The 25381-nt window shown below is 48.2% G+C and carries 32 protein-coding genes; 18 read left to right on the top strand and 14 right to left on the bottom strand.

Annotation, left to right across the window (positions count from 1 at the left end; all coding sequences use genetic code 11):
- Positions 1–12 precede the first annotated feature (12 nt).
- Positions 13–1140 (bottom strand): YfbR-like 5'-deoxynucleotidase, encoded by a 1128-nt coding sequence (locus tag KNP00_RS05675; protein WP_215143104.1) that lies wholly within the window; start codon positions 1138–1140, stop codon positions 13–15.
- Positions 1141–1151: 11 nt separating this feature from the next.
- On the bottom strand, positions 1152–2171 hold the full coding sequence (locus tag KNP00_RS05670) for an ion channel (RefSeq protein ID WP_215143102.1): 1020 nt from the start codon (positions 2169–2171) through the stop codon (positions 1152–1154).
- A gap of 111 nt (positions 2172–2282) precedes the next feature.
- On the opposite strand from KNP00_RS05670, the gene KNP00_RS05665 reads away from it, so the two are divergent.
- The 5 genes from KNP00_RS05665 to KNP00_RS05645 all read left to right on the top strand — a co-directional run bounded on the left by KNP00_RS05665 (position 2283) and on the right by KNP00_RS05645 (position 5370).
- Entirely contained in the window at positions 2283–2741 is a 459-nt protein-coding gene (locus KNP00_RS05665; RefSeq protein WP_215143101.1) for a hypothetical protein, read from the top strand.
- Positions 2738–3106, top strand: coding sequence for a hypothetical protein (locus KNP00_RS05660; protein ID WP_215143099.1), 369 nt, complete (start codon positions 2738–2740; stop codon positions 3104–3106). The genes KNP00_RS05665 and KNP00_RS05660 overlap by 4 nt, the downstream gene beginning before the upstream one ends.
- A complete protein-coding gene (locus KNP00_RS05655) occupies positions 3103–4332 on the top strand; it encodes a glutathionylspermidine synthase family protein (RefSeq protein WP_215143097.1) in 1230 nt (409 codons plus the stop codon). Before KNP00_RS05660 ends, KNP00_RS05655 begins: the two co-directional genes overlap by 4 nt.
- A complete protein-coding gene (locus KNP00_RS05650) occupies positions 4329–4742 on the top strand; it encodes a DUF350 domain-containing protein (RefSeq protein ID WP_034770831.1) in 414 nt (137 codons plus the stop codon). The genes KNP00_RS05655 and KNP00_RS05650 overlap by 4 nt, the downstream gene beginning before the upstream one ends.
- 70 nt (positions 4743–4812) lie before the next feature.
- Positions 4813–5370, top strand: coding sequence for a hypothetical protein (locus KNP00_RS05645; RefSeq protein WP_215143096.1), 558 nt, complete (start codon positions 4813–4815; stop codon positions 5368–5370).
- Between the two features lie 49 nt (positions 5371–5419).
- Here the strand turns inward: KNP00_RS05645 and KNP00_RS05640 are convergent, their stop codons facing one another.
- Entirely contained in the window at positions 5420–6520 is a 1101-nt protein-coding gene (locus tag KNP00_RS05640; RefSeq protein ID WP_215143094.1) for a globin domain-containing protein, read from the bottom strand.
- Between the two features lie 186 nt (positions 6521–6706).
- Here KNP00_RS05640 and KNP00_RS05635 point away from each other — a divergent pair, with 186 nt between their 5' ends.
- On the top strand, positions 6707–7147 hold the full coding sequence (locus KNP00_RS05635; RefSeq protein WP_215143092.1) for an RrF2 family transcriptional regulator: 441 nt from the start codon (positions 6707–6709) through the stop codon (positions 7145–7147).
- Positions 7148–7187: 40 nt separating this feature from the next.
- On the opposite strand, the gene KNP00_RS05630 is transcribed toward KNP00_RS05635, so the two are convergent.
- Both KNP00_RS05630 and KNP00_RS05625 read right to left on the bottom strand, forming a co-directional pair.
- Positions 7188–7676 (bottom strand): hypothetical protein, encoded by a 489-nt coding sequence (locus tag KNP00_RS05630; RefSeq protein WP_215143090.1) that lies wholly within the window; start codon positions 7674–7676, stop codon positions 7188–7190.
- Between the two features lie 37 nt (positions 7677–7713).
- Positions 7714–8646 (bottom strand): ring-cleaving dioxygenase, encoded by a 933-nt coding sequence (locus tag KNP00_RS05625; protein WP_215143088.1) that lies wholly within the window; start codon positions 8644–8646, stop codon positions 7714–7716.
- Positions 8647–8765: 119 nt separating this feature from the next.
- Between KNP00_RS05625 and KNP00_RS05620 the strand changes: the two genes are divergently transcribed.
- The 6 genes from KNP00_RS05620 to KNP00_RS05595 all read left to right on the top strand — a co-directional run bounded on the left by KNP00_RS05620 (position 8766) and on the right by KNP00_RS05595 (position 14073).
- Entirely contained in the window at positions 8766–8975 is a 210-nt protein-coding gene (locus KNP00_RS05620) for a helix-turn-helix transcriptional regulator (RefSeq protein ID WP_215143086.1), read from the top strand.
- The gene (locus tag KNP00_RS05615; RefSeq protein WP_215143085.1) at positions 8972–9448 is read left to right on the top strand and encodes a hypothetical protein; all 477 of its coding nucleotides are present in this window, start codon (positions 8972–8974) and stop codon (positions 9446–9448) included. The genes KNP00_RS05620 and KNP00_RS05615 overlap by 4 nt, the downstream gene beginning before the upstream one ends.
- 129 nt (positions 9449–9577) lie before the next feature.
- Positions 9578–10906 carry an MATE family efflux transporter gene (locus KNP00_RS05610; protein WP_215143083.1) on the top strand — a complete coding sequence of 443 codons (1329 nt, stop codon included), beginning with the start codon at positions 9578–9580 and terminating at the stop codon, positions 10904–10906.
- Positions 10890–13181: a bifunctional glutamate--cysteine ligase GshA/glutathione synthetase GshB gene (gene gshAB, locus KNP00_RS05605; RefSeq protein WP_215143081.1), complete on the top strand. Its 2292-nt coding sequence runs from the start codon at positions 10890–10892 to the stop codon at positions 13179–13181. The genes KNP00_RS05610 and gshAB overlap by 17 nt, the downstream gene beginning before the upstream one ends.
- A gap of 62 nt (positions 13182–13243) precedes the next feature.
- Positions 13244–13576, top strand: a complete 333-nt coding sequence (locus KNP00_RS05600; protein ID WP_215143079.1) for an ArsR/SmtB family transcription factor — start codon at positions 13244–13246, stop codon at positions 13574–13576.
- Entirely contained in the window at positions 13573–14073 is a 501-nt protein-coding gene (locus tag KNP00_RS05595; RefSeq protein WP_215143077.1) for an SRPBCC family protein, read from the top strand. The genes KNP00_RS05600 and KNP00_RS05595 overlap by 4 nt, the downstream gene beginning before the upstream one ends.
- 142 nt (positions 14074–14215) lie before the next feature.
- On the opposite strand, the gene KNP00_RS05590 is transcribed toward KNP00_RS05595, so the two are convergent.
- Together KNP00_RS05590 and KNP00_RS05585 are read right to left on the bottom strand one after the other, a co-directional pair.
- Positions 14216–15196 (bottom strand): zinc-binding dehydrogenase, encoded by a 981-nt coding sequence (locus tag KNP00_RS05590; protein ID WP_215143075.1) that lies wholly within the window; start codon positions 15194–15196, stop codon positions 14216–14218.
- A gap of 2 nt (positions 15197–15198) precedes the next feature.
- The gene (locus KNP00_RS05585; RefSeq protein ID WP_215143073.1) at positions 15199–15690 is read right to left on the bottom strand and encodes a lactoylglutathione lyase family protein; all 492 of its coding nucleotides are present in this window, start codon (positions 15688–15690) and stop codon (positions 15199–15201) included.
- Positions 15691–15808: 118 nt separating this feature from the next.
- Between KNP00_RS05585 and KNP00_RS05580 the strand changes: the two genes are divergently transcribed.
- Positions 15809–16117 (top strand): winged helix-turn-helix transcriptional regulator, encoded by a 309-nt coding sequence (locus tag KNP00_RS05580; RefSeq protein ID WP_215143071.1) that lies wholly within the window; start codon positions 15809–15811, stop codon positions 16115–16117.
- Positions 16118–16145: 28 nt separating this feature from the next.
- Here KNP00_RS05580 and KNP00_RS05575 read toward each other — a convergent pair whose 3' ends face one another.
- Positions 16146–16526 (bottom strand): VOC family protein, encoded by a 381-nt coding sequence (locus KNP00_RS05575; protein WP_215143069.1) that lies wholly within the window; start codon positions 16524–16526, stop codon positions 16146–16148.
- 75 nt (positions 16527–16601) lie between these two features.
- Here KNP00_RS05575 and KNP00_RS05570 point away from each other — a divergent pair, with 75 nt between their 5' ends.
- Positions 16602–17081 (top strand): GNAT family N-acetyltransferase, encoded by a 480-nt coding sequence (locus tag KNP00_RS05570; RefSeq protein WP_215143067.1) that lies wholly within the window; start codon positions 16602–16604, stop codon positions 17079–17081.
- A gap of 36 nt (positions 17082–17117) precedes the next feature.
- Here KNP00_RS05570 and KNP00_RS05565 read toward each other — a convergent pair whose 3' ends face one another.
- Entirely contained in the window at positions 17118–17948 is an 831-nt protein-coding gene (locus KNP00_RS05565; RefSeq protein WP_215143065.1) for a TerC family protein, read from the bottom strand.
- 257 nt (positions 17949–18205) lie between these two features.
- On the opposite strand from KNP00_RS05565, the gene folE2 reads away from it, so the two are divergent.
- The gene (gene folE2, locus KNP00_RS05560; RefSeq protein ID WP_215143063.1) at positions 18206–19117 is read left to right on the top strand and encodes a GTP cyclohydrolase FolE2; all 912 of its coding nucleotides are present in this window, start codon (positions 18206–18208) and stop codon (positions 19115–19117) included.
- 35 nt (positions 19118–19152) lie between these two features.
- Here the strand turns inward: folE2 and KNP00_RS05555 are convergent, their stop codons facing one another.
- From KNP00_RS05555 to pta, 4 genes are all read right to left on the bottom strand, one after another.
- Complete coding sequence (locus tag KNP00_RS05555; RefSeq protein ID WP_215143317.1) at positions 19153–19320, bottom strand: hypothetical protein; 168 nt, start codon at positions 19318–19320, stop codon at positions 19153–19155.
- The gene (locus KNP00_RS05550) at positions 19317–19616 is read right to left on the bottom strand and encodes a rhodanese-like domain-containing protein (RefSeq protein WP_215143061.1); all 300 of its coding nucleotides are present in this window, start codon (positions 19614–19616) and stop codon (positions 19317–19319) included. Before KNP00_RS05550 ends, KNP00_RS05555 begins: the two co-directional genes overlap by 4 nt.
- Before the next feature lie 38 nt (positions 19617–19654).
- Complete coding sequence (locus KNP00_RS05545) at positions 19655–20374, bottom strand: DUF2711 family protein (RefSeq protein WP_215143059.1); 720 nt, start codon at positions 20372–20374, stop codon at positions 19655–19657.
- A gap of 73 nt (positions 20375–20447) precedes the next feature.
- The gene (pta, locus tag KNP00_RS05540) at positions 20448–21437 is read right to left on the bottom strand and encodes a phosphate acetyltransferase (protein WP_215143057.1); all 990 of its coding nucleotides are present in this window, start codon (positions 21435–21437) and stop codon (positions 20448–20450) included.
- A gap of 336 nt (positions 21438–21773) precedes the next feature.
- Here pta and hemQ point away from each other — a divergent pair, with 336 nt between their 5' ends.
- Positions 21774–22550, top strand: coding sequence for a hydrogen peroxide-dependent heme synthase (hemQ, locus tag KNP00_RS05535; protein WP_215143055.1), 777 nt, complete (start codon positions 21774–21776; stop codon positions 22548–22550).
- 75 nt (positions 22551–22625) lie between these two features.
- Positions 22626–22772, top strand: a complete 147-nt coding sequence (locus tag KNP00_RS05530; protein WP_215143053.1) for a hypothetical protein — start codon at positions 22626–22628, stop codon at positions 22770–22772.
- 3 nt (positions 22773–22775) lie between these two features.
- On the opposite strand, the gene KNP00_RS05525 is transcribed toward KNP00_RS05530, so the two are convergent.
- Positions 22776–23714 (bottom strand): ATP-grasp domain-containing protein, encoded by a 939-nt coding sequence (locus tag KNP00_RS05525; RefSeq protein ID WP_215143051.1) that lies wholly within the window; start codon positions 23712–23714, stop codon positions 22776–22778.
- A 147-nt stretch (positions 23715–23861) separates the two neighbouring features.
- Here KNP00_RS05525 and KNP00_RS05520 point away from each other — a divergent pair, with 147 nt between their 5' ends.
- Entirely contained in the window at positions 23862–25358 is a 1497-nt protein-coding gene (locus KNP00_RS05520; RefSeq protein ID WP_215143049.1) for a potassium/proton antiporter, read from the top strand.
- Positions 25359–25381 lie beyond the last annotated feature (23 nt).

Genomic DNA, 25381 nt, shown 5'->3' with positions numbered 1-25381 from the left:
TATAGATTGATTTTAGCTTGTGACATAATCCAAATCATGCAAAATATAAGCGAGAAAGAAAATCATACTCGGATTCTCATAACGCATCTGGACTTTACGAAGTTGCTCCCGATACGTGACCTCATACTCGGCCCCATTCATCTTCCGCTCCATGTTCATCTTGATGAGGGCATCGAGCTTGTCCATCATATCGACGAGCATGCCTTCATATGTGGCATCTTTCGAATCGGCCATATATCGACGAAACGCCGGCTGCATATATTTTGGTAACAATCCGAGTAGACGTTCACTCTCTGCCCGCTCGTACGCCTCGAACGCAGCCCCTGTCTCTTGCGTCGAATGTTTGACCGGTCCGAGCACGTCTCCGGTCACACCTTCGACTAAGTCATGACAGAGAAGACGGGCCACGAGCTCGGCGACATCGACATCGACGTCGTACTTTTCACGTTCTAACAGTCCACTGAACATCCCGAGTGCGGCCGCGCGGAAACCGTGAATCGCATCGTTGTCGTCAATCGTGTTGAAGCGACCTTTCCAACGACGGACACTATCCATCCGCATGACGTTCTCGATGAACCGTAACACGTCGGTCTCTGCCTCGACCTGTCCGAACAGCCAACGGACCGAATCAATCGGATGATGACGGAGTGCGGCTTTCATCTCATTTAATTTTTCGGCAAAATGTGGAGAGCCATGTGCGACTTCCCGTCGCACGAACAGCATCGCATCGAACGAATCAATCCCGTCGACGATCCGCCCTTCGAACGATTCATCTTCCGCTTCGACAAGGAAGCTGTGAAAATGAGGACGTAGCGACTGCGAGAGCAAATCGACAAGACCGAGGCTCGCCGTTCGTTCCATTCGCTCGATGTGACCGATCAGCGTCGGTTCTTTCTTCGTCCGATGCATGATCGGACCCGTCTGCACTTCATTCATGTCGTGGAAGATGGCTTTCCCGAGTAAGTCGAGCAAATCGATTTCACGCCCGTTCTCCTTCTCCACGTAAGCCGCGATCAAGCTGAAGACCGCGACACGAAAGCTGTGACTTGCGGCATTGTCGTGATAATGCGGAGCATACTCGTCCCAGCGTTGCACATTTTGCATACGTGTCATCTTTCGGATAAACGTCCCGTTATGCATGGTTTCACTCCTTACGATAGTCGTTCGAAAACATGGTCGTGACAGACGACATAAAGCATGTCTGTCTCCTGTAGCGGTAAGTCAAGCATCGTCGCCACATCCAATCGATCATTGACTGCGATGAGTGTGACGCCTGATTCAAGCAACGCCGTGTTCGCCTGACGAACGGTTTGCCATTCAGGTTTCACTTTCAACGCTTGGATGTTCCCACCGGACTGTTTGCTTAACAATTGACGGAAAATGGCTGTCGTCCCTGGCTGTAGCGTCGCTTTCGCCATCAGAAGAGAGACCGAGTCGTTCGCCAAAATAAAGTCATCGACTCGGACGTGCTTGAATTTCGATATGTTTCTCTCTACGCACACCTCAACGACGGTATGCAAATCTACTTGATGATCCGATGATAACGCCTCGACCGCTGACGCAATCAATAACGATTTCCCATCGGCGAGTAACGTCTCGGTGATCCGAGCATCCGCAAAAATAGCGACTCTCCTTGCTTTCAAGACATTCGCCTGCATCAATACCGCTTCATCTGAGGCATCCCCGGAGACGAAGTGCACTTGATCATGCACGTACGGTTCTTCTACCAATTGATCGATCAATACAATCTCCGCCTTCGGCTCATAGTTGAGCACTTCATCGATTGCTTTCTTCGTTTTCGGGGACCACCCGATATATACAAAATGTCCTTCTCCACGATACACTAGTTTTCCCTCCCGCTTTAGTCGTTGAAACGTCGCGCCGACTTCAACTAATTTTCCAATCAATGCCCCGATAATCCCGATCCCAAATAGGAATAGGAAAATCCCGAGCCAACGCCCCGCCACGGATGATGGATAAAAATCACCATACCCAACTGTCGTGAGCGTCGTCATCGTCCACCAAAACGAGTCGAACAATGACCCGAACGTCTCTCGTTCCAATATGTAGCCGAGCACGGTCCCGACGACGACAATACCGACCGAGGCCAAAATGACGTTCAGAAATGATAATTTCGACAATCCTTTCCATACACGAAATAAGATATGCACTGTTTCTCCCTCCTTCTCTCTTATATACTAAACATATTCATGAAAAGATTCACGAAACCATTTTGATGGTGACCCCGTATAAAAAGAGAAGAGAAAAGGAAGGACTGACCTATGAATTCAATCGTCTTAGAGTATCGGCTCTTTAAAAATGAAATATCGTTCGAACCGCTTTACCATTATACGTCTCTCGGCCTAGACGAAGTGTTGGCCCGTCGCGAATGCGAGTTTTTCGTTAAAGACGGCATGACCTATAAACAACGCTCATCCGCACTAGAGGGCGACCAATACTTTTTGATTTATGTGGATCGTTACACAGAAGGACCGATCGATCAACAAGAAACGAGCGAAATCAAAGTCGAGATTCGTACGCTCGACGACCGCTTCGACAACCCTTTACTGGAAGCCTATTATGTAGACCGTCACCTCGATGCGCTCGCCATGCTCGGGAGCCAGTACTTGTACGTTGCCGGCAAGGAATATGAGCGAGATTCGGCAGAAACAGATGAAGATCGTGGTGTGTACGTCATCTATGTCACACCGACGGGTTATGAATTGGAGGAATCAATATGAAGACAAGCAAGAAAATTTTGAGTGGGCTTTCCGCAGCGGTATTGACCACTTCCCTTGCCGCTTGTGGTGGCGACGGATATGAAGAAGCGGCACTCCCGGAAGAACCGACCGGCTACGAATGTGACGATTGGGACTGGGATGATGTGACAGAATCCTATTATTGCGATGATGACCGCTCCCCTCACTACGGAAGCTACTTCTTACTAGGCAGCCTGTTCCGCTCAAAAAACGCACTCAAAAGCTCTTCGTCATATAAGACGTATAAAGCCAACGGTGGCGCAACCGGCGCCGTATCGAATGGATCTAATTCTGGAACATCCAAATCTGGACTCGGAAGCGGCTCTAAAGGTGGATTCGGCGGATGACGCGTGACGAGCTATACAGTCAAATCCCATATTTCTGGCCTGATTTAAACGATGAGGAGTACGCACTATACGACTGTTTCGAAATGTCCGCCTCGCAAGTCGACTCAATCCGAGAGGCAACCGAGGCGGTTGATTCGATTTTTCGAAAGACGAATCAACTGTTGCGGACGCTACCTGACGAGACGCTCAGACTACTCGGGTATCCCGAGGCAAGCCTTCCGTATTTACGGGAGAAAACGATTCCCCAAGAGACGATTATCGGTCGCTATGACTGGATCATGAAAGACGGTCAACTCAAGCTGATGGAGTTCAACTCAGATACACCGACGTTCATTAAAGAACTGTTTGACGTGAACAGTGTGGTCGCTTCTGAATTCGGTCTCCACGACCCGAATGCGGCAGCGACCGCCCAACTGAAGCGTGAGTTACGAAAAGCCATCGTCGCCGCCTGGCAACGACTTCAGCGAGAAGGCACGCCGAAAATCGTCTTCACGGCACACGATGACAACATCGAGGACAAATGGACGGCTCGATTTTTACAAGAAACGCTCGACTTACCGTCTGAGTTCGTTCCTCTTCACGCCCTACTCGTCGACGAAGATGGTGTTTATACGCCTTCGGGTGAGCGCATCGACATCTTATATCGTCAAACGTATCCAATCGAGCATCTCGTTGACGACCGGGCAGCGGACGGCGATTTGATTGGCGTCCGGTTGCTCGAACTCAACAATCAACGAAACGTGTCGCTCCTCAATCCGCTCTCTGCGTTTCTCATGCAGTCAAAGGGCGTACAAGCCCTCATTTGGGAGTTGTTTGAGACGAAGACACTGTTTGACGAAGACGAACGTGACATCATCGGTACATACTTTTTACCGACTTACTTAGAAGACACACCGTTTCACGGAGAATCGGATTATGTCAAAAAACCGGCGTTTGGACGTGAAGGCGACTCTGTCATCTTGTACACGAAAGAAGGCCAACCGTTTCACCGAGAAGCATTGCAAACGTATGCGGAAGAAACGGCTGTTTATCAACAGTTCATCGAACTTCCGACACGGATGTCGACGACCGTCAAAGGGTATGTCGAGACACATTACATGGTCGGGTGCTTTTGCTTGAACGGATACCCGTCCGCTATCGGCGTTCGCGCCGGTAGCATGATCACGAACAACCATTCTTACTACTTGGCCGTTGGCACACCTACACAAAAGGAGATAAACTCATGACATTCATCACACTTGATTCAATCTTAAGCTTCCTCGCCCACCTCGGGACGGGATTCGGCCTTATTCTCGCCGGCCTCATCATCTTCGCATTGACGACCAAGTATTCGGAACGTAAGTTAATCAAAGAAGGAAACATGGCCGTCGCCTTGAAACTTTGGGGGAAAGCGCTCGGACTCGCCATCGTCATCTACACGGTCTGGGCGAATAGCGTCAACTTGCTCGATGCGTTCATCTGGGGACTCGTCGGCATCGCTGCCCAAGTATTGGCGTTTTGGACGTTTGAATACGTCCTTACACCAGGCGTGAACTTAGAAAAAGAAGTCGAGAACGGCAACATGGCCATCGGTTTCAGTTTGTTCGCCGCATCACTCGTCGTTGGCATCATCGTCGCCGCGAGCTTGACGTACTAATTCAAACACCCCATGCACGCAAACGCGTGGCATGGGGTGTCTATGTTTATAAAAGACAGGAGGAAAAATCATGTCCAAGGGAATCACCTTACTCACAATCGTCTCCGGTCTCATCGTCGTGGCAATCGCAGTCGGTGTCGGACTTTACACGTACACTAACATTCAGGCCGGCAACTCATACGAAAATGCCGAAAAAGAAATGAATCGTTATATGACGATAAACGACTGGTATAGTTTTGAAGTTCATAACAGAGAACAGTCCATTCTCTCTTTTTACACAAACGAAGATCGCTCCGTCATCGGTCTAGCCGAGATTGATGTCACGACAGGAAACTTAGGGTCTGTCACTAAAGAAATAGAACCGAATCAGTCTTTTGATTTCGTCACCCTTCATGTTGAAAACAAGGAGTACATCGGTGTCCATCTAAAAGAACGCCCGGAAGATGTCGTCTATTTACGGTTAAACGGTGACGATGTCTCAAAAGATTTTCTCGTCAACGATCCCGAAAACGAAAGCTACACCATGACATATGTCATTGAAACAACAAAACCGTTAGATGGCTCGTGGTCACTTGAAACGTTGGATGCCAACAAACAAGTCATACATTTAAGTGAACTCACGGAATAATCCTTCTCGCCATATTATGAATCAAGACGACTTTTTCCAGTCGTCTTTTTTAGTTGGTCGCGAGAACCCCGGACGGCCCGAAAAATTCATATCGCGCCTGAGGAATGACACGGACGACCGTCTCCATCATCGCATTCGGCCCACACGTATAGACGTCATGCCTTTCGACATCAAGTGCCTCGAGCTGCGTCGTACTCATACAACCCGATACGTCATCCACATGTGTCATGAGATGAAGCCCTTCTTTCACAAGTTCGTCGAGTTCGTCTCCGAGTGGACGAAGGTCCATACTCCGAACTGCGTGCAATAACGTGACAGAACGTCCTTGACGAAGTGCCGTCTTCGCCATATTGAAGAGGGGCGTAATTCCGATACCTCCTGCGATGAGTGTGAGCGGACGGTCTGATGCTTCAAGGATGAATTCTCCTGCCGGTGCGCTCATCGGGACTTCTGTTCCGACCATCTGTTCATGAAGCCAGTTTGAGACGAGTCCCTCCGCTTTAGGTGCGATCCAGTAACCGTCTTCTGTCGTCTCGATGACGCTATATTGACGGTGATGTAGGATGTCCTCTCCTGCAATGCGCGCTTGAATTGAAATATATTGTCCTGGGACGGCGGTGCCGACGACCCCATCTTTTGCGACGAGACGGAATCGCTTCACTTCCGTTGTGTCTTCTATGATTTCTTCGATGACGAACGGTTTGAATCCGACCCATGGCGCGTCATCATACATCTGTTTCTCAAGTGAGATGAAGACATCGGCAATCACACCATACGCTTTTGCCCATGCGTCGATGATGTCAGGTGTTGCAGCTTCACCGAGCACGTCTTGAATCGCCGCAAGCAAGTTTTCACCGACAACCGGATAGTGTTCCGGGCGGATGTTCAAACTTTTATGTTTATGAAGTGCTGGTTGGATGGCAGGAAGAATAGCTTCGAGCCGGTCGATATGAAGCGCTGCCGCATAGACCGCGTTCGCGAGCGCTTCCGGCTGGCGTCCTCGTTTTTGGTTCGTATGGTTGAAGAAGTGACGCACTTCTGGATTTTGTTCAAACATTCGTTGATAAAAATGCTTCGTGATCGTCACACCATGTTCTTTCAAAACTGGTGCCGTCGCCTTTACAATCTCAATCGTTTGTTGATCTAACATGTGTTTATCCCCCTTTTGTTTCGTACACGTTCATTATGTGAGTCAAGTCACTTTAAAGCAATATATTAAATACTTGTTTAAAGTAGATTTCACGCTTTTGACTTATTTTCGCCATCACCCTTTCACATTTGTCCGAATCGCACTTTTAGGAATTGTCTTGTACAATGAAACGAGAGGTGATGATGGATGAGACTCACGCAAACGTGTGACTACGCACTGCGAACATTGATGTATAGCGCCACATTTTCGCATCGGCTCGTCACGATTCAAGAAGTGGCGGACCAATATAACATCTCCAAAAACCATGTCATGAAGGTCGTTTACGAGCTCGGCAAGCATGGCTATTTGGAGTCGGTGCGTGGCCGCGGCGGTGGATTCCGTCTCGCGCGTCCGATGGAAGAAATCAACGTGGGCGAGGTGGTTCGGTCGATGGAACCGCTCGAACTCGTGGAGTGCTTCGGGGAAGGCCGATGCGTGATCGCACCGGCATGTGACTTACGGAGTGTGTTGAATGAGGCGATGCTGGCGTTCTTTCAAGTGCTTGACCTTTACACGATTGCCGATCTCGTCGCCAACCGAACGAACGAACTCGCCCTGCTATTGGGCATACAAAAACCGATGGACTGAAAAAGTCCGTCGGTTTTTTATTTGTCTCTGCTTTCAGGACTCATCGCCACCAAAATTTCATCATTTTTTTCACATATAGTTCTGGGGACGTTTGATGAATGAAATCTTCAAAACATTCATTCAGGTTTTTTTCTAACTCTTCATCGAGTTCGTTTCCATCTTCGTCATACAATTCAAAATGTGTATATTTCCAATCGTTATACGCATCAAACAATAAGTCGTGGTAGCATTGCCAATGCTTACCGAAATTTGATGTGAATGTTGGCACCCATCGATTGATATAAATGTTGTGTAGCAACTCTTCGAATTCGGATGAGTACCAATGGTCATTTCCGAGCTTGTTAACTAAGTCTTGAAATGTTTCCAGCGTCATCGGTTCAACCTCACCAGAATAGTCATAACTCACTTTATTGAACTGATAAGGATGCGGAAACGCCTCTTCTGTTTTTGTCCATTGATGAGGAGGATATTGCTCGATAATTTTACCTAGCAATCTGGCAATCACAAGATTGACTGCTTGCGTATCCAATTCATTCACCTCATTACAGTTATGAATTTCCATTCGATTACAACTTCTCTAGTCTCGATTCGATTTCCGATCGTCTCGACTCTAGAAACGGTGGTAAGGCCAGTCGCTCTCCAAGTGCTTCGATTGATTCATCCGTCGCGAACCCCGGTTCATCTGTCGCCAGTTCCACTAAGATCCCACTCGGTTCGCGGAAGTAAATCGACTGGAAATAATAGCGGTCAATGAGACCGGAGTGACTGATGCCATGTGCGTCAAGCTTCTCAATCCATTTCGTCATATCGTCTGTTTCTTCCACTCGAATCGCCACATGATGCACACTCCCCCGCCCTGGTCGTTCCGATGGCAAATCCGGATGATCGACGAGATGGATTTCTGTTGCTATGCCACCTTCTCCTGTTTCAAAAACGCGCACGTCGTGACCATCTCGCTCAAATGTCTCCACGTATCGATAGCCAAGCACTTCCTCCAGAATTCGTACCGTCTTCTCAATCCGCCGTACCGTCCATTCACTAAACCCGAGACCGAAGATACCGACTTCTTTGGAAACAGGACCATTTACCCAAGGTGTCCCGCTCCCGCCTTCCACGAGACAGAGGCGTTGACCTTCATGATCTTCAAACGACAACGTCGCCCGTCCGAGAACTGATTCGACTTTTCCGTATGTCACACCGAACGCGTCGAAACGCTCTTGCCAATATGCGAGTGCCCCGTCCGGCACCCTGAGCGCTGTTCGGGAGATACTGTTTGATCCTCGGTACGTCTGCCCGAGAAACGGGAGCTCAAAGAACGTCAAATCTGTTCCAGGCGTCCCCGTTTCGTCCGCGTAGAATAAGTGATACATCGATGGATCATCTTGGTTGACCGTCTTTTTGACGAGTCGCATTCCTAGTATTTCCGTGTAGAATCGTAAGTTCTTTTTGGCGTCACCGGTCATCGCCGACACGTGATGTTGTCCTCCAATCGCCTTCACCCTCTATCTCCCCTTTCGACTATATCGCTATTGTAGCACCACTAGATAAGTAAAGTCCTCTTTACATTATGTATAGTTTATTTTACATTAGTGACAGAACCTAGAAATGAGGTGGCTCCATGCCATTAATCAATCGCGTGAAAGAACTACGTGCCCGGCACCAATTAACGCAAGGCGACCTTGCTGAAAAGGTCGGCGTGACGAGACAGACGATCATCTCGCTCGAGAAAGGCAGTTACACGCCGTCTCTCATGCTGGCGATGCACATCGCAAGAGTGTTCAAGGAACCGGTCGAATCTATATTCACAATCGAGGAGGAGTCACAATGAAACACGTTGTCGTTCAATCTATTTCAAGCATCGTCCTGTATATATTGACAGCTTTGTCTTTCGGATCGCTTACCACTGGTATATACCAAACTGTGAACCATTATCATCGTGACGAAGCTTTCATATTTCAAATGAATGCTTTACCTTGGATCGCTCTTATCCTATTCGGTATTTCTTGGTCGATTTATAGTTATAAGACACGACCTAATAAAAATCTGTCGTTTTGGAAATGGTCAGTTCAAATGACCGAATTCAGTGAGGTCGATGAACGTGAACAAATCATCACTGCGAAAGCGACAAAAGCTGCCTATGTCTCTTTTAGTATTTCGGTCCCCATTCTTATGGGATCGTTCATGTTCTATCCACTATTTGAAGATGCACTCCCTACTTATCCAATCTACGCACTCGCCTCAACGCTCATCATCGCGACATTCGTCTATATGGTGACTTGGATTCGCGCTTATACACGTTAAGGAATTCGATACGAGTTCCTTTTTTTGTGTCCATTTTTCATCGAATCTGATTTCCTGATTGCTAATTCTATTACATCATGTTTATATATAACTAAATGGTTATATAAAGGGTTAAAGGAGTCTTGCTTTGTGAAAACCGTCGATTTGACGATTGGAAATGTGCAACGTGTCATTCTGGCCCTTGCCTTGCCACTCGTCGGCAGCTCATTGTTACAGTTTACGTATAGTCTCGTCGATATGTTTTGGGTCGGTGCGCTCGGGAGCGATGCCGTCGCAAGTGTCGGTGCGGCCAGCTTTTACATCATGCTCGGACAGGCGATTCAGTCGTTGATTGTCGTCGGTGCCGGAATCAAGGCATCACAAGCGATTGGGAAACGTGATTTGAAGTTCGTCCAGCGCTACGTTCGGGCCGGAAGACGTCTGAATCTAGCACTCGGTCTTTCATATGCCTTATTATTGATCTTTTTCGGTCACGTCTTCATCGGATTTTTGAATATGAGCGACCCTGCCGTGGAGCAACTCGCGTACGGGTACTTGTTTGTCAGCGCGCCAATGCTCATTTTCTCTTTCTTCAATTTATTGTTTGCCCGTCTATTCAGTGCCTATGGTAATACGACCACAGCGATGCGAATCAATGCGACAGGCGTCATCCTCAATATGGTTCTCTCGCCAATCTTCATTTATCCATTTCAACTCGGTGTCCTTGGGGCTGCTCTTGCGACACTTGTCGCCAACGTCGTCATGTTCGGGTTCTTCTGGCGTCGGGCCCGTGCTTTATTCGATTGGGAAGAAACCGTTCGGCCGACTCGAGCTGACTATAAAGAAATCATTCGTCTCGGATTTCCGATGGCGACCCAACGGATTTTATTCACCGTCATCAGCATTTTCCTCGCTCGCATGATCGGTTCGTATGGGACTGAAGCGATTGCGGCACAGCGCATCGGACTCCAAATCGAGTCGATCGCCTATATGATGATTGGAGGGCTCAACGGGGCAATGGCCAGTTATACCGGACAAAACCTCGGGGCACGAAAAGTAAATCGAGTTTATGAAGGGTACCGCGTAACGACCCGACTCGGGATGATCTATACGGGGTTCATCATGTTGTTATTTTTAACCGTCCCGAATCTCCTGATCGGTCTATTCGTCGATGATGTTCGAACCATCGAGATTGGGGCGAGCTATTTGCGAATCATCGGGGTCTCTCTCGTTTTCTCTTCGATTGAAATGATTGGAAACGGCTACTTCTCAGGACTCGGACTACCGAAAATTCCTGCGACCATCTCGATTGTTTTCACGGTGGCCCGTATCCCACTCGCGTTGTTTCTTGAGCCTTATCTTGGAATCGATGCCATCTGGTGGAGTATCGCCATCTCAAGTATCGTCAAGGGGCTTGTCTCCGCCCTCTTTGTCCGATTAACGAAAAAGGAAGTGACTTCCCTTGCAGAAGCAGTTTAATCAATTACCCCATCGTCTCCTTACGAGCGGAACGTTCGCCATCGAGCGTGAAATGTTACGGGTCACGTCTGACGGGGCCCTCGCTGTCACGAAACATCCAGAAGCACTCGGTCATAAGGCAACACATCCATATATTACGACCGACTTCTCTGAAAGTCAGGTTGAACTCGTCACCCCGACGTTTCCGACCATCGAAGCGACACACGATTTTTTAGAGACGCTATACGATATTACAGCGCTAAACATCGGAGACGAACGACTTTGGCCACAATCGATGCCATGTGCCTTGCCCGAGGATGGTACGATTCCACTTGCTGACTTTGGCGTGTCTGGGCTCGAGGCCAGTCGTTATCGACAGCATTTGCTACAAAAATACGGTGCGAAAAAACAACTCATTTCCGGTATTCATTTCAATTTCTCATTTGACGATGAACTGTTATCGACATTACATGAAGGCTCGCCTGAGCAGTTTAGACACTTCAAAGACCAAATTTATTTGAAGCTGGTTCGTCAGTATTTAAGAATGCGCTGGCTCATCGTCTATTTGCTCGGTGCCACACCGGCCGTGCATACAAGCTATGAAGAAGAATGTGTCAATCATATGCAGGCACTTCGTGAAGATGTTTTTTCGAATAAAATAGCGCTGTCGTATCGCAATAGCGACTGCGGTTATACGAATGTCGCACCACTTTATCCAAACTATATGACCCTCTCCGCATATGCAGATGATGTACGTCGATTCATTGCCAAAGGGGACATTACACATCCGAACGAACTTTACTCCCCGATTCGATTGAAAACATCACGAGGGGGGAACGATTTGGACAAGCTTGAGGCGGACGGCATCGATTACATCGAAATTCGCAATATTGATTTAAATCCGTTTGAAAAGACCGGGATTGCTCGTTCAGATTTACGGTTTCTTCATCTGTTTTTGCTCTACTTGACATTCACTGAGGAGACGACTTATCCCGATTGGCAGGCTGAAGCGTACAATAACCAACAACGCGTCGCCAAAGAAGGCATGTCACCCACGAGTACATTGACTCGAAATGGTGACGACGTACAACTACACACGTACGCGACAGAGCTCCTCGACGCCATCGATGCGTTTGACACGCACTATGACCTCGGCTTCAAAGACATCTTCCCCGCTCTACGCGAAAAAATTGATCACGTGAACATGACGTACGCTTCTCGGCTGAAGATGATTATGACTGAAACGGGTTATAACGCTTGGTCCCTGGCCCAGGCCGAACACTTTTATGAGGACGCGTATGCAAATCGTTTTCGCATACACGGTTATTCCGACCTTGAGCTGTCCACTCAAGTATTAATGAAATCTGCTATCAAACGTGGGTATCGTGTCGACGTCATCGATCGATCCGATCAATTCATCCGCATTCATAACGGTAAACGCTATGAGTACGTCAAACAGGCAACGAAGACATCAAAAGACAACTATGTGTCTGTCTTGATGATGGAGAATAAAACGGTGACGAAATATGTACTCGCCGAACACGGGATTCGTGTCCCGGAAGGTGTAGAACTTCATAACGAATCCGATTTATCACAAGCATGGAATCAATTTTCAAAAAAACCAATCGTCTTAAAACCAAAGTCCACGAACTTTGGCGTAGGCATTCATATTTTTAAAGACGGAGCGACGTATGAAGAAGCGCTGTCCGCGTTCCAATATGCGAAAACGTTTGATGATGTCGTTTTACTAGAGACATTCTTACCTGGAAAAGAATATCGTTTCCTCGTCATTGGAGATGAGGTCGCCGGTATCCTCCATCGCGTCCCAGCAAACGTCACAGGGGACGGTGTCTCTACGATTCATCAACTCGTTTCCACAAAAAACAAGGATCCCTTACGTGGAAAAGGATATAAGACGCCACTCGAGAAAATTGAAATCGACGATATCGTCATCTCGTTTTTATATGCCCAAGGTAAGACACCCGATAGTATTCCAGCTGTCGGTGAGCGTGTTTTCTTGCGTGAAAACTCTAACATCAGTACAGGTGGCGACAGCATCGACTACACAGACCAAATTCCTGACGTCTATAAACGTATTGCTGTCGATGCGGCGCAGTCGGTCGGCGCTACGATTTGCGGCGTCGATATGATGCTCCCGTTTCTCGATGATGGGCACATCGAATATGGGATCATCGAACTGAACTTTAACCCGGCCATCCACATCCATGCGTTCCCCTATGAAGGAAAAGAACGACCGATCGGCGACCTCATACTCAATTTATTGTTCCGCAACTGAATATTCTAGTTTTCGAATATTCTAATGAGGGAATATATAATAGCAAGAGGACGGTGACGAAAATGGAAGAGAAATTGGCATCTTTGTTTCAAGCGTTAGCCGACCCGAACCGGTTGCGGATGATGGAGTTGTTACGGAAACAAGAGTGGACAGTCGGGATGATGGCAACACAGCTGGAGATCAGTCAACCACAAACGTCGAAGCATTTGCGCATCTTACATGATGCAGGTCTCGTCACTGTAACGATTGATGCCAATCGTAGACGCTATGCACTCAAGTCACAAGTTGTCGAACCGTTAGATGCTTGGCGAACCTACCTCGCTCGGGAAACGGCGCGACTCGATCGGTTGGAAAACTTTTTAGCGGAGTCACAGCGAGAGGAGAATGGATCATGAGTACGGTCAAATCACATGTAGAGGGCACCACTTTGATTATGGAACGTCTGTTTAAAGCACCACGCCAACTTGTTTTTGAAGCGTTCTCGACACCGGCACACTTAGAAAAATGGTGGGGACCGGCTGGATGGGAAACAAAAGTGTATAGCTTCGACTTCAAGCCAGGTGGCATTTGGCATTATTGCATGACATGCGTCGACAAAGAACAGAGTGATTTTTACGGTATGGAGTCATGGGGGAAGTCAACTTTTATCGAGATCGACCCTTCCTCAAGAATCGTTTATACGGATGCATTCTCGGATGCGGATGGGCACGTCAACCCGGACTTACCTGTCATGACGATTACGAATGAGTTTCTCGATACACCGGAAGGCACGTTATTCATTAGCCGCTCCGAGTTTCCGAACGAAGAGGCCCTTCATCAAGTCGTCGAGATGGGTGCTGTCGAAGGGTTCACCTCCCAACTTGATCGTCTTGAAGCAATCGTTAGCCAGTAAAAAAACATGCACCATCCCCGAAAAAGGAATGGTGCATGTCTTTATTTGTCTGAACTACTAAAACAATCGCTCGTCATGAGACAAATCGCCCGTACTTCTTCTTTTCTTTAGTTTCTTGTCAATATAACAGGGAGCCATCTTTTCAGTCGCGAATGCGGACGATGAGTTTACCACGCACTTTTCGCGTTTGCAGTTTTTCAAGACCTTCTTTCAACTGATCGAACGATAGCACTTCTGTGACGAGATCGTTCAGTTCACCTGCATCGAGTAAGTTCATCAACTCTTCGGCCATATACGCCAAGTTGCGAATCGCATGTTCGTCCTCGCTCGCATGCGCCGCCCCGAGTGCCACCTCGTGAATCGATGGAGATAAGGTGAACCCTTTCATGTTCGTCATGTCTGGTGGTCCGGCGATATAGGCGAGATGTCCGCTGAACGCGAGACGATCGAGGTCGGCTGTTGCGACGTCGCGACCGACCGTGTTCAAAATCAAGTCGACACCACGTCCATCCGTCTCTTCCATAATCCGTGCCGTCACGTCCTCGACGTTATAGTCAATTGCTACATCCGCTCCGAGTGACTCAACCCACTCAAAGTTCTCAGGAGACGCCGTCGTGAACACTTTTAGTCCGAGGCGCTTCGCGAGCTGAATCGCAAAGCCACCGACACCGCCTGCTCCTGCGTGTACGAGAATCGTCTCCTTGTCCCGTGTGTTCAGCTTCTGCATGACTGCTTCATACGCTGTCATCCCCGCACAAAGGATTGAAGCAGCAGCCTCGTCGCTCACACCTTGTGGAACGACCGCACAGGCCCGGGCATCGACGACCGCATATTCGGCGAACCCGCCATATTTGGAAAGGTTCGTATGCACGGCCACACGTGAACCCGTAATGATGTTGGCGATACTTGAGCCTACCTCGACGACTTCTCCGACAAGGTCGACTCCGAGGATGTGCGGATATGACCAATTTGGGTTCCCGTTCGAGCCGACTTTGTAGTCGACAGGGTTCAATGCGACCGCTTCGACACGAATCAACAGTTCTCCCGTTTCAGGTGTCGGTCGATCGATATCTCCAATATGCAAATGATCAAGACCGGGTTGGTCGAGTAGCCATGCTTTCATGTTTAATACGCTCCTTCCGAATACGTAAGTTCGTATGAATGTGAATATATTTCAACGAGGTTGCCGAACGGGTCTTCGCAATACACCATACGATACGGTTTTTCGCCTGGATAGTATTCACGAATCGGCATCCGCTGTTTGCCACCATGGGCGACAATCTTCTCGACTAATCCCTCAACATCAGGGTCTTGGACGCAATAGTGGAAGATACCGGTCTTCCAAAACTCGAAGTTGTCTTCCGGTGTCTCGTTATTCGGGAACTCGAACAACTCAATCCCAATCCCGTCTCCTGTTGACATGTGGGCGATGCGGAATTTACCCCAGCCTGGTCCAAAGACGTCGGTACACATGACCCCGATTGGCGAATCATCCTCGACGACGTCCGATGGTGTCATGATGGTATACCAGCCCATGACCTCTTCATAAAACTTTACGGCTTCTGTTACATTCGGTACGGAAAGGCCGATGTGTGAAAATGTTCTTGGATACGTCATGTCATATCTACTCCTTTATATTTGCTCAAATTGGCGGATAACGATAAGATACTGTCATTGAAGCAAGAAGAAAAGTACGCACATTGAAGTAACTACCCGAAAGTGAGGTTCTTTGAACATGGCCACATCGTTTCCCGTCAACCGGGCACTCGAGATCATCGGCGGCAAATGGCGCCCGCAAGTGTATTGCACGCTTCAAGATGGACCGCTCCGTTTTTCTGACATTCAACGGGCGATTCCTGATGTCAGCCGAAAAGTGTTGACCGACCAATTGCGTGAGCTCGAACAGCTCGGCATGGTGCGTCGAATCGATTATTCGACAGAGAAGCACCTCCATGTCGAGTATTCATTAACTGAAGATGCTCTCGGCCTTCAACCTGCCATGAACGCTCTTTGTTCATGGGGAGAATGCCACGACAAAAAATAATCCCGAGCCGCATGGCCCGGGATTATTTTTATGCGGCGAACAAGCTGACCAAGTTCCCGTCTGCGTCATATAGAATCGCATAGCGTTGTCCCCAAAAAGTATCCCACGGGGCCTTGTGTGACGTATATCCTTTTTCAAGGACCGTATCGTACAAGCGATTGAGCGCATCACGACTTTCGCATAAGAAGGCGAGCTCGATTCGATGTCCTGTTCCCTGTTTCCATTCCCCATATACCGATTCAGCCACTTCTACCGTATCAAACGCGAGACGCACGCCTCCTTCATCAATCTCCACATGCGCTTCCCCGTTCATCGCTTCCGGAATCTCAAACCCGAGTGCCCGATAAAAGTCGAGCGACCGCTTCATATCCGTCACGACGATTCCGACCATGTCCAATTTGACTGCCATCATGTTCCCTCCCCTTGTTTTCATGATACGATTTGAGTGTAGCACGACCACTTCAATCAGAGACGAGGAATTTTTATGAGCCATACGTTTCAACCACTCACCCAAGAGCAAGCCGAATTGATTGCTTTCAAGTGGCGCTATGAAGGCGAATACGCGTTTTATAATATGGACGCTGATGAGGAAGACCTCGCCTTATTTTTAGATGCGGATGAACGAGGTGATACAACGTTCGCCATTCTTGACGACGAACTCATCGGTTTCGTCACGTTGCAATTCGAATCAGTAGACGCTGTTTCCATCGGTCTCGGCATGCGCCCTGATTTGACGGGGAGCGGCAACGGACATCGATTCCTCACTTCAATCCTAAATTGGATCGAGGCGACATATGGGACTCGCACAGTGCGTCTTGCCGTCGCCACGTTCAACAAACGTGCTATCCGACTATATGAATCGCTCGGTTTCAAGCGAGAGAAAACGTTCATGCAGGAGACGAATGGTGGCGTATACCCCTTTCTTTCGATGACACGTGAACAGAACGAACCCCCGAACAACTAATGTCCGGGGGTTTCGTGATGATTGTGACGATTTGATTCAATGTTTGACCGCTGTCGGTTTCGATGAGAACCAGCCCCATGTCGCAATTCCGACCATGACCGACCAGAAGAAAATCGTCCAAGCTGCCGAGTGGACGAAGCCGTCCGGAAGTCCCATCACTTCAAACGGTGTATCGGCAATCAACTCTTTGAATCCCGGATGCTCGAGTACGAGGACTGTCAACTTGACCCCGACCCAACCGACGATGAGGAAGGCTGCTGTCTCGAGCGTCGGACGTTGATGGAGCAACTTGACGAAAATACGCGCCGCAAACCGCATCAAGACGACCCCGATGAGTCCACCTGTCAAGACGACGAAGAACTGACCCGAGTCAATTCCACCGATTTCACCTAGACCGAGCGGCGGCAAGCTGACCGCAAGCGCGACCGCTGCTAAGATGGAATCGACCGCGAAGGCGATGTCCGCAAATTCGACTTTGGCGACGGTGAGCCAAAATTCTTTTTTCGAGACCGGTCGTTCAGTGATGGCCGTCTCTTCTTTCGCTTCGGCCGCCAAATCTTGTATTGGTTCCATCTTTCTGGCCTTATAAGTCATATACAGATGCCGTGCACTCATCCCGATTAAATAGAGCGCACCGAGCGCCTGAACTTGCCATACGTTAATTAAAAACGAGATTAAGAACAATGCGATAAATCGGAAAACGAATGCCCCAAGAAGCCCGTAAAATAATGCTTTTTTCTGTTCTGTACGCGGTAAATGCTTGACCATGACGGCTAGTACGAGCGCGTTGTCTGCAGATAACAACCCTTCTAGCCCGACGAGCACGACGATGATCCAGGCATACTGCAAAACTAACTGCCAATCCATAAAAACAGCTCCTTTGTGATTCAGTTCCTTCATATTTAATAGTGGTGTCCTTTTTTAAGTTCACAGGAACATTTTAGTCTCGTTCACAAAGTAAATCAATCCTCTTTCTTCAATATATGAAGGACTTTTTTTTAACTGTTGCATATTCAAAACATGTTATGAGAGCAAAATCATACCCGTTTAGCCATCATTTCGTGATAAAATCCTAACAAGAAAGGGTGGGCGTTTGAACCACTCTAAAAAAGGAGAATCCGATTATGTCTACAAGCCATGTCGCTTTACCTACAAAAGCAGAACGACATAAATTGTTCGGGTCGGTCCCGCCGATTAAAGGAACAAAGCCGACCGAGAAAGAACAGATGGTCGATTTACAAAATACACCGAAAAACTTCTTATTCGCACTCGATAGCGTCGGCATCTCGAACGTGAAGCATCCCGTGAACGTCGAAACATCGGATGGGGTTCAATCTACGGTCGCCACATTCGAATTGACGACATCGCTCGTCCAAGACCGTAAAGGAATTAACATGTCTCGTTTGACAGAACAACTCGATGCGTACCATCAACAAGGATGGACGGTCTCGAATCATTCGTTGATTGAGTTCGCGCAGGAGCTCGCGGAACGAATGGAACAAACGGAAGGACAGTTGACAATCCGTTATCCTTGGTTCTTCACGCGTAAAGCGCCCGCGACAGGGCTTAGCGGCTTGATGAACGCGGACGTCATGCATCGCGTGACGTACAATCTTGAAACAGGCGTCGCGAATGTGACGGTCGGTCTCATCATCAACGTCACGACACTATGCCCATGTTCAAAAGAAATCAGTGAATACAGCGCCCATAACCAACGCGGTTACATCACGATTGAAGCAGGTCTTGATGAGACATTGATGGATGGATTTGACTGGCGTGTAGCACTTCTCGATGCAGCGGAGTCGAACGCCTCAGCACCACTTCACCCGGTCCTTAAACGCCCGGATGAAAAACGTGCGACAGAAATCGCGTACGAAAACCCACGTTTCGTCGAGGATATGGTTCGCCTGATCGCGGCGGACTTGTACGAGATGAAACAAGTCGTGAACTTCTTCGTCGAATGCCGTAATGAAGAATCCATTCACCAGCATGATGCGATCGCATCAATCACATTTGATAAGCGCAACGACGCATAAAAAATGCGGAACCTCATTAAGAAGGTTCCGCATTTTTATAGACTTGTTACAAGTTCCATCGTCAATAGGATGATGATCAACATCACCCAGACCGCCCAGACGAGTCGCCACTTCTCCCAATCAAATCGCTTCACCGCGGCATAGACCGTGAGGTAAAGCACGATGAGAAGCGGCACGACGACCCAAGGATTTTCTAGCATCACGCTTCGATGTCGCCATCCCAAGCGAGCATGCCACCGTCGACGTTGATGACTTTGTAGCCTTGTGACTCTAAGTAATCGCACGCCGTTTGACTCCGTCCCCCTGATCGACAGATGACGTGATACACATTATCTTGTGCCAACTTTTCTGTCACTTGTGGAAACTCTGATAATGGATAAAGTGGTACGTTCGGAATATGTCCTGCGTCATATTCATCTTGTTCGCGCACGTCGATGATGTGGAGGGACTCCCCGTTCTCTAACTTTTCTCGTAATTCTGTCGCATGAATGCTTTGCATACATAGTTCCCCTTTCAATCATGGATTCCTCTTTTAGTTTACCTCAGCTTACGCTCCGACAAACTCCAATTGATGGTCGTCTCAGCGTCACAATAAAAGCCCTCGAGCTCGCATCGTTCGACGACCTGTTCGATAAATGCGCGACTGCCACAAAACAACGTGAAATGGCTATCCCAAGGTGATAGGATTAGCCATTCGTGTTCGTAACCGAAGAACGTCCGATGTTGCATGCCCCACGTATCAGCAGCGAGCACCTCACTGAGATAGATGAGATGCCGTTCCGTACAAAATTCATCCCCGGTCCAGATCCATCCTTCTCCCATCTCCAAGAGTGCACGCAACACTTGATTCTTTTGTAGATTCGATAGTTCCCCTTCACCTGGTGGGAGCACATTCTCACGTTCGCAATATTCGATGATTCGATTCGCCCCTGCTCGATCTTCAGCGTGCGGTTTCAGTGCCTCAATCATTGTTCGGAGCGCATGGTCGATACGGCTCACGTCACGAAAACCGAGTCTTTGCCTCATCTCTTCCCATGTAACGGCCCGAAATTGTTGCTCTACCTTGTTTTTGTCCAAATCGGCATAACGATTAATTGCGGCGGAGTGATCTATTGGAGAAAGGAATGGATGAAACGCGATGAAGACCGTTTCAAATACCCCTTCATAATAAGTCTTAATCGGGTAGTCATCCCCACCACCAAACATGGCGTAACGATGTCCTTCAGGTAACAAAACACTTTCATCTAGTTCATCCATTCCATCACCCCTTCTTGAATAGTTTATAACGGGCCATCAAAAAAAGCACCCTTCAAAGAAGGATGCCCCGGACTTACGCTTCGTTGCGCTCGTCGATTGCTTGTGCTGCTGTGATGAGTGTCAATTTATAGACGTCCTCTTCGTTACAGCCACGTGACAAGTCATTTACTGGCTTGTTTAGACCTTGAAGGATTGGGCCGATTGCTTCGAATCCACCGAAACGTTGAACCATCTTGTATCCAATGTTCCCTGCTTCAAGACTTGGGAAGACGAATACGTTCGCCTTACCAGCCACGTCAGAACCCGGTGCTTTCTTCGCCGCTACGCTAGGGACGAATGCCGCATCGAATTGAAGTTCTCCGTCGATTGGAAGGTTCGGTGACTTTTCTTTCGCGAGACGTGTCGCTTCCACGACTTTTTCTGTTTCAGGTGACTTCGCAGAACCTTTTGTCGAGAAGCTAAGAAGCGCGACTTGTGGGTCGATCCCGAACGTCTTCGCTGTCGCTGCTGACAAGAATGCGTTCTCCGCTAAGTCTGCTGCATCCGGTGCGATGTTGATCGCACAGTCAGAGAAGACGTATTGTTCGTCATCGCGCACCATGATGAATACACCTGACGTCTTTTTGATACCTGGTTGCATTTTGATGATTTGAAGTGCCGGACGTACCGTATTGGCCGTCGCGTGCATAGCGCCTGAGACAAGACCTTCTGCTTTTCCTGTGTGAACGAGCATCGTCCCGAAGTAGTTCACGTCTGATGTAAGGAGTTCGCGCGCCTGTTCTGGCGTTGCCTTCCCTTTACGACGCTCGACGAATGATTCGACGAGAACATCAATGTCTTCGTATGTTGCCGGGTCATATTGTGTCAAACCTGAAAGGTCGAAACCGTGTTTCGCCGCTACCGCTTCGATGTCCGCTTTCGCCCCGACCACGATCGGTTCCACCATACCGTCTGCTTTCAATCGCACAGCGGCTCCAAGAACACGCTCATCAACGCCTTCTGGGAAGACGATGCTCGGACGAACCGGGCTGACTTTCTGCTTCAACGTTTCAAATAATTTCATATCGAATGAACCCCTTTTCTTATTTTACAGCATGAATGCTATGGTTTTGCCATTGACTTGTGTCTTTACGCGATTTCAATTATACACAGTACCCTTTTCAAAATAAACTATTCTGCCCATTTCGTCATAAATCGCTTGAAATCAGTCATTATATGAATAGAACAGTTTTTCAAAACTGACTGATACAGCCATTTTTGTAGCGTTTTCATATCTGTCTACCTCTGTTCTTTACCCTTCGTGAATCGTGATAACACTCACAGTGTTTCAAATTTGCCAGTGCCCAAAGCGTGTATGGTAAAATAGACGGCGAAGCCAAGTCACGAAAGGAGTTTTTTTATGTCAGAACGTCCTGTACCTACAACGGAAACACAACATGCCGCCGCAACATTAGACGGTTGGTATTCACTACATGATTTCCGCACAATCGATTGGGCTCGCTTGAAGCTCGTCGATGCCGATCAGCGCCAACAAATGATTGACGAGTTCACTACGTTTCTCGCTTCTCTTGAAGAAGTAGAAACAAAAGGTGAGGGAAGCCATGCCTTCTACTCCATTCTCGGTCAAAAAGCAGACCTCGTTTTAATGGTACTTCGTCCGACATTCAATGAACTTGAGGAAGTCGAACGCGCATTCCGCAAAACAGCATTATGTGACTATATGATTCCATCGTATTCATACGTCTCGGTCATCGAGCTCGGCATGTATCGCGGATCTGGGGATGGAGACCCGTACCAAAATCCTCATATCCGTTCACGCCTCTATCCGACGTTACCAAAAGCTGCACACATTTGCTTCTATCCGATGAGTAAAGCTCGTCGTGACGGAGACAACTGGTATATGCTGTCGATGGACGAGCGCAAAGACCTCATGTATCGTCACAGCATGATTGGCCGGAGCTATGCCGGCAAGATTCAACAATTTATCGGTGGGTCGACCGGGTTCGATGCTTGGGAATGGGGCGTCACGCTCTTCGCTGAAGATTCACTCCAGTTCAAGAAGATCGTCTATGAGATGCGCTTCGACGAAGTGAGCGCCAAGTATGGAGAATTCGGGGAGTTTTATGTCGGGAACATCTTACCGAAAGAAAAGTTGAGTACATTCTTTAGCGTGTGAAAGGTTTACGCATATAGCACTTCGGGAATTAAGGATGATGTAAGCAAATAATCCTGATCAACGAGGTGAACAACGATGCGCGTGTTCAAAGAAAACGATCGAGACACTGCGGAACGTTTAAATTCGTTCATCGAACGAACGACACCGACAGCAGAATTAGTCCAACATCGATTTGAAGAGCAACTTAAACATACACAGCAAAAGGGTCAGGCGAGCGCCTGACCCTTATTTCGTTGCGGTGACGTGTAGCGCATCTCCTAAGAAAGTGGCCAATTCGAGCATCCCGAAACGCCCTGCTGTCGCTTCTGCATCAGAATTATAGTTCGTGTTCGTATTGACATCGTAGGCATAGACACTGCCGTCTCGGTCGCGAATAATCTCAATTCCCGCGATATCAATTGAATTTACTCGGAGAAACCTTTCGAGTCGCGGAATGATCGGGTCATCGAACCCTTCGATGATTTCAAATTTGGCCGGCGGGGTCTCGCCGACCGGGCAAAACTGGTCTTCAATCGAGCATGCATCTGCCGGACAAAGCTCGAATCCTTCCGATGTATCAACGCGGACCGCATACATGAACTTTCCACCGATGAACTCACATCGGGTGATATACGGTTCAGGTGCTTCGATGTATTGCTGGATGAGCGTGATCCCGTCAATCGAGTCTTCGAACGAGGCGCCATACACGTATTCTTTCAAGCCATCGATGGTATGGAACAATTGAACCCCGAGCCCTTTCCCGGCACGATTATGTTTCGTGATGAATGGTGTGACCCCTAAATTTTCGGCCGCCTCGATGATTTGCTCCTTACCAACTGCCGCAATCGTCTTTGGCACCCGGATTCCCTCGCGTCGAAGCGCCGTATATTGATTGACTTTACTCACTTCCAATCGAATGGCACGTGTACCATTGAACACGGTGCGATCATGCGCTTCTAGCCAAGCGAGGACCCCTTCCGTCAATTCAGGTGCGTAGCGATGTCCGCGCGTATGCGAAGAAGCGCTCATCCGATTATAAAAAACGCCTTCTGGAGGCGCCGCCTCCAAGTCAATCGTCCCTTGATCCAAATGCCACAATTCGTACGGTAATTTCAATTCTTCCAAGCGGTGAACAAGGTGGTTCGTCCATTCCTCGTTCTCATGAATGACGTGAATTTTAGACATCATCATCCCTCCTCCTATGATGTTCTAACTTTACCATATCGATAACTCATAATTCCAATGTGTATGGTTTGTATAATCTTCAATTCTGAAAGTTAAGACGATTTCATGGTACAATGAACTCAATAGTTTCCTATTAGAAAGGACGTGATGTGTTTGCCCGTGCCTGCTTTGAACACCGATATACTCGTTTTACTTTTTGGTTCACTTCTCGTCGCAGGTGTCATGGCGACACGAATCTCGACTCGATTCGGCTTACCTGCTTTGATCTTGTTTATGGGGATTGGGATGGTCATGGGGAGTGACATCACTGGCCTCGTCTTCTTTGATGACTCGAATCTAGCCCAACTTATCGGAGTCGCCGCCTTGATTGTCATCTTGTTTGAAGGGGGACTTCAAACGAAATGGTCGTCGATTCGGAGCGTGCTTGCTCCAGCCGCTTCACTCGCGACGTTCGGTGTATTGATCACGACGACCGTTGTTGCGATCGCCGTTCGTTTCGTATTTGGTTTCGATTGGATTGAAGCTTTCCTATTCGGTGCAATTATCGGCTCGACCGATGCGGCGGCCGTCTTCACCGCGTTTAAAGGAAAGAATATCTCACCGAAAGTCGGTGCGACACTCGAAGCCGAGTCCGGCACGAACGACCCAATGGCGATGTTTTTGACGATCCTTGCACTCGACTTTATGATGAAACCCGAAACGACCATATGGGATGGTATATGGATGTTTATTCTTCAAATCGTCGTCGGCACACTCGTCGGACTTTTACTCGGCCAATTATCTCGCCTCATGTTGAACCACCTGAGACTCGAGTCGAGCGGACTGCATGCCGTCCTCATGATTTCAATGGCATTTTTGACATATGGTCTTACCGCATATTTGTTAGGAAGCGGCTTATTGGCCGTCTATGTCGCTGCAATGATTGTCGGAAACGCACATACGGCACACGAAGTGACGATTGTTCAATTTTCAGAGGCACTTGCTTGGATTATGCAAATCATCATGTTCGTCATCCTTGGGTTACTCGTTTTCCCGCGTCAACTCATCGAACCTGATTTGATTTGGAAAGGTCTCCTCATTTCATTTGTCCTGATGTTTCTCGCTCGTCCAATCGCCGTCTATTTATCAACGCTCGGTATGTCTTTCACGAGAAAAGAGAAATTTTTTATTTCATGGGCCGGTCTAAAAGGAGCCGTTCCAATTGTGCTCGCAACTTTCCCACTCATTGCAGGTACAGAGAATAGCCAACTGTTGTTCAATGCCGTCTTCTTCGTCGTCGTGACGAGTGCATTGATTCAAGGAACGACGTTGACCCCACTTGCCGAAAAACTAGGATTACTCGGACCTGATCAAATTCGGTCCCCGTACACCATTGCTCTCGTTTCGAGCAAACAGTCTCAACATAAACTCGTCCCTTATGTCGTTACCGAGAGCTCCTCGATGATCGGGAACACGCTAGCAGACATCACCCTCCCTCCGAACACTGTCGTGAATGCAATTGTCCGCAATGAATATTTGATTCCACCGAATGGACAGACGGCAATCGAACAAGGTGACCTCTTATACGTGCTCGCATCGATGTATCGCCACGACCAGCTCGATAAACGTTTCGGCGAAGACGGTCTTGAACGGGTAGAGTTATAAATAAACTAGCGCTTCGTCTGAAG

The organism is Exiguobacterium qingdaonense (assembly GCF_018617855.1).
GTDB classification, from domain to species: Bacteria; Bacillota; Bacilli; order Exiguobacteriales; family Exiguobacteriaceae; genus Exiguobacterium; species Exiguobacterium qingdaonense.
This window is presented reverse-complemented; position numbering and strand designations above follow the sequence as displayed.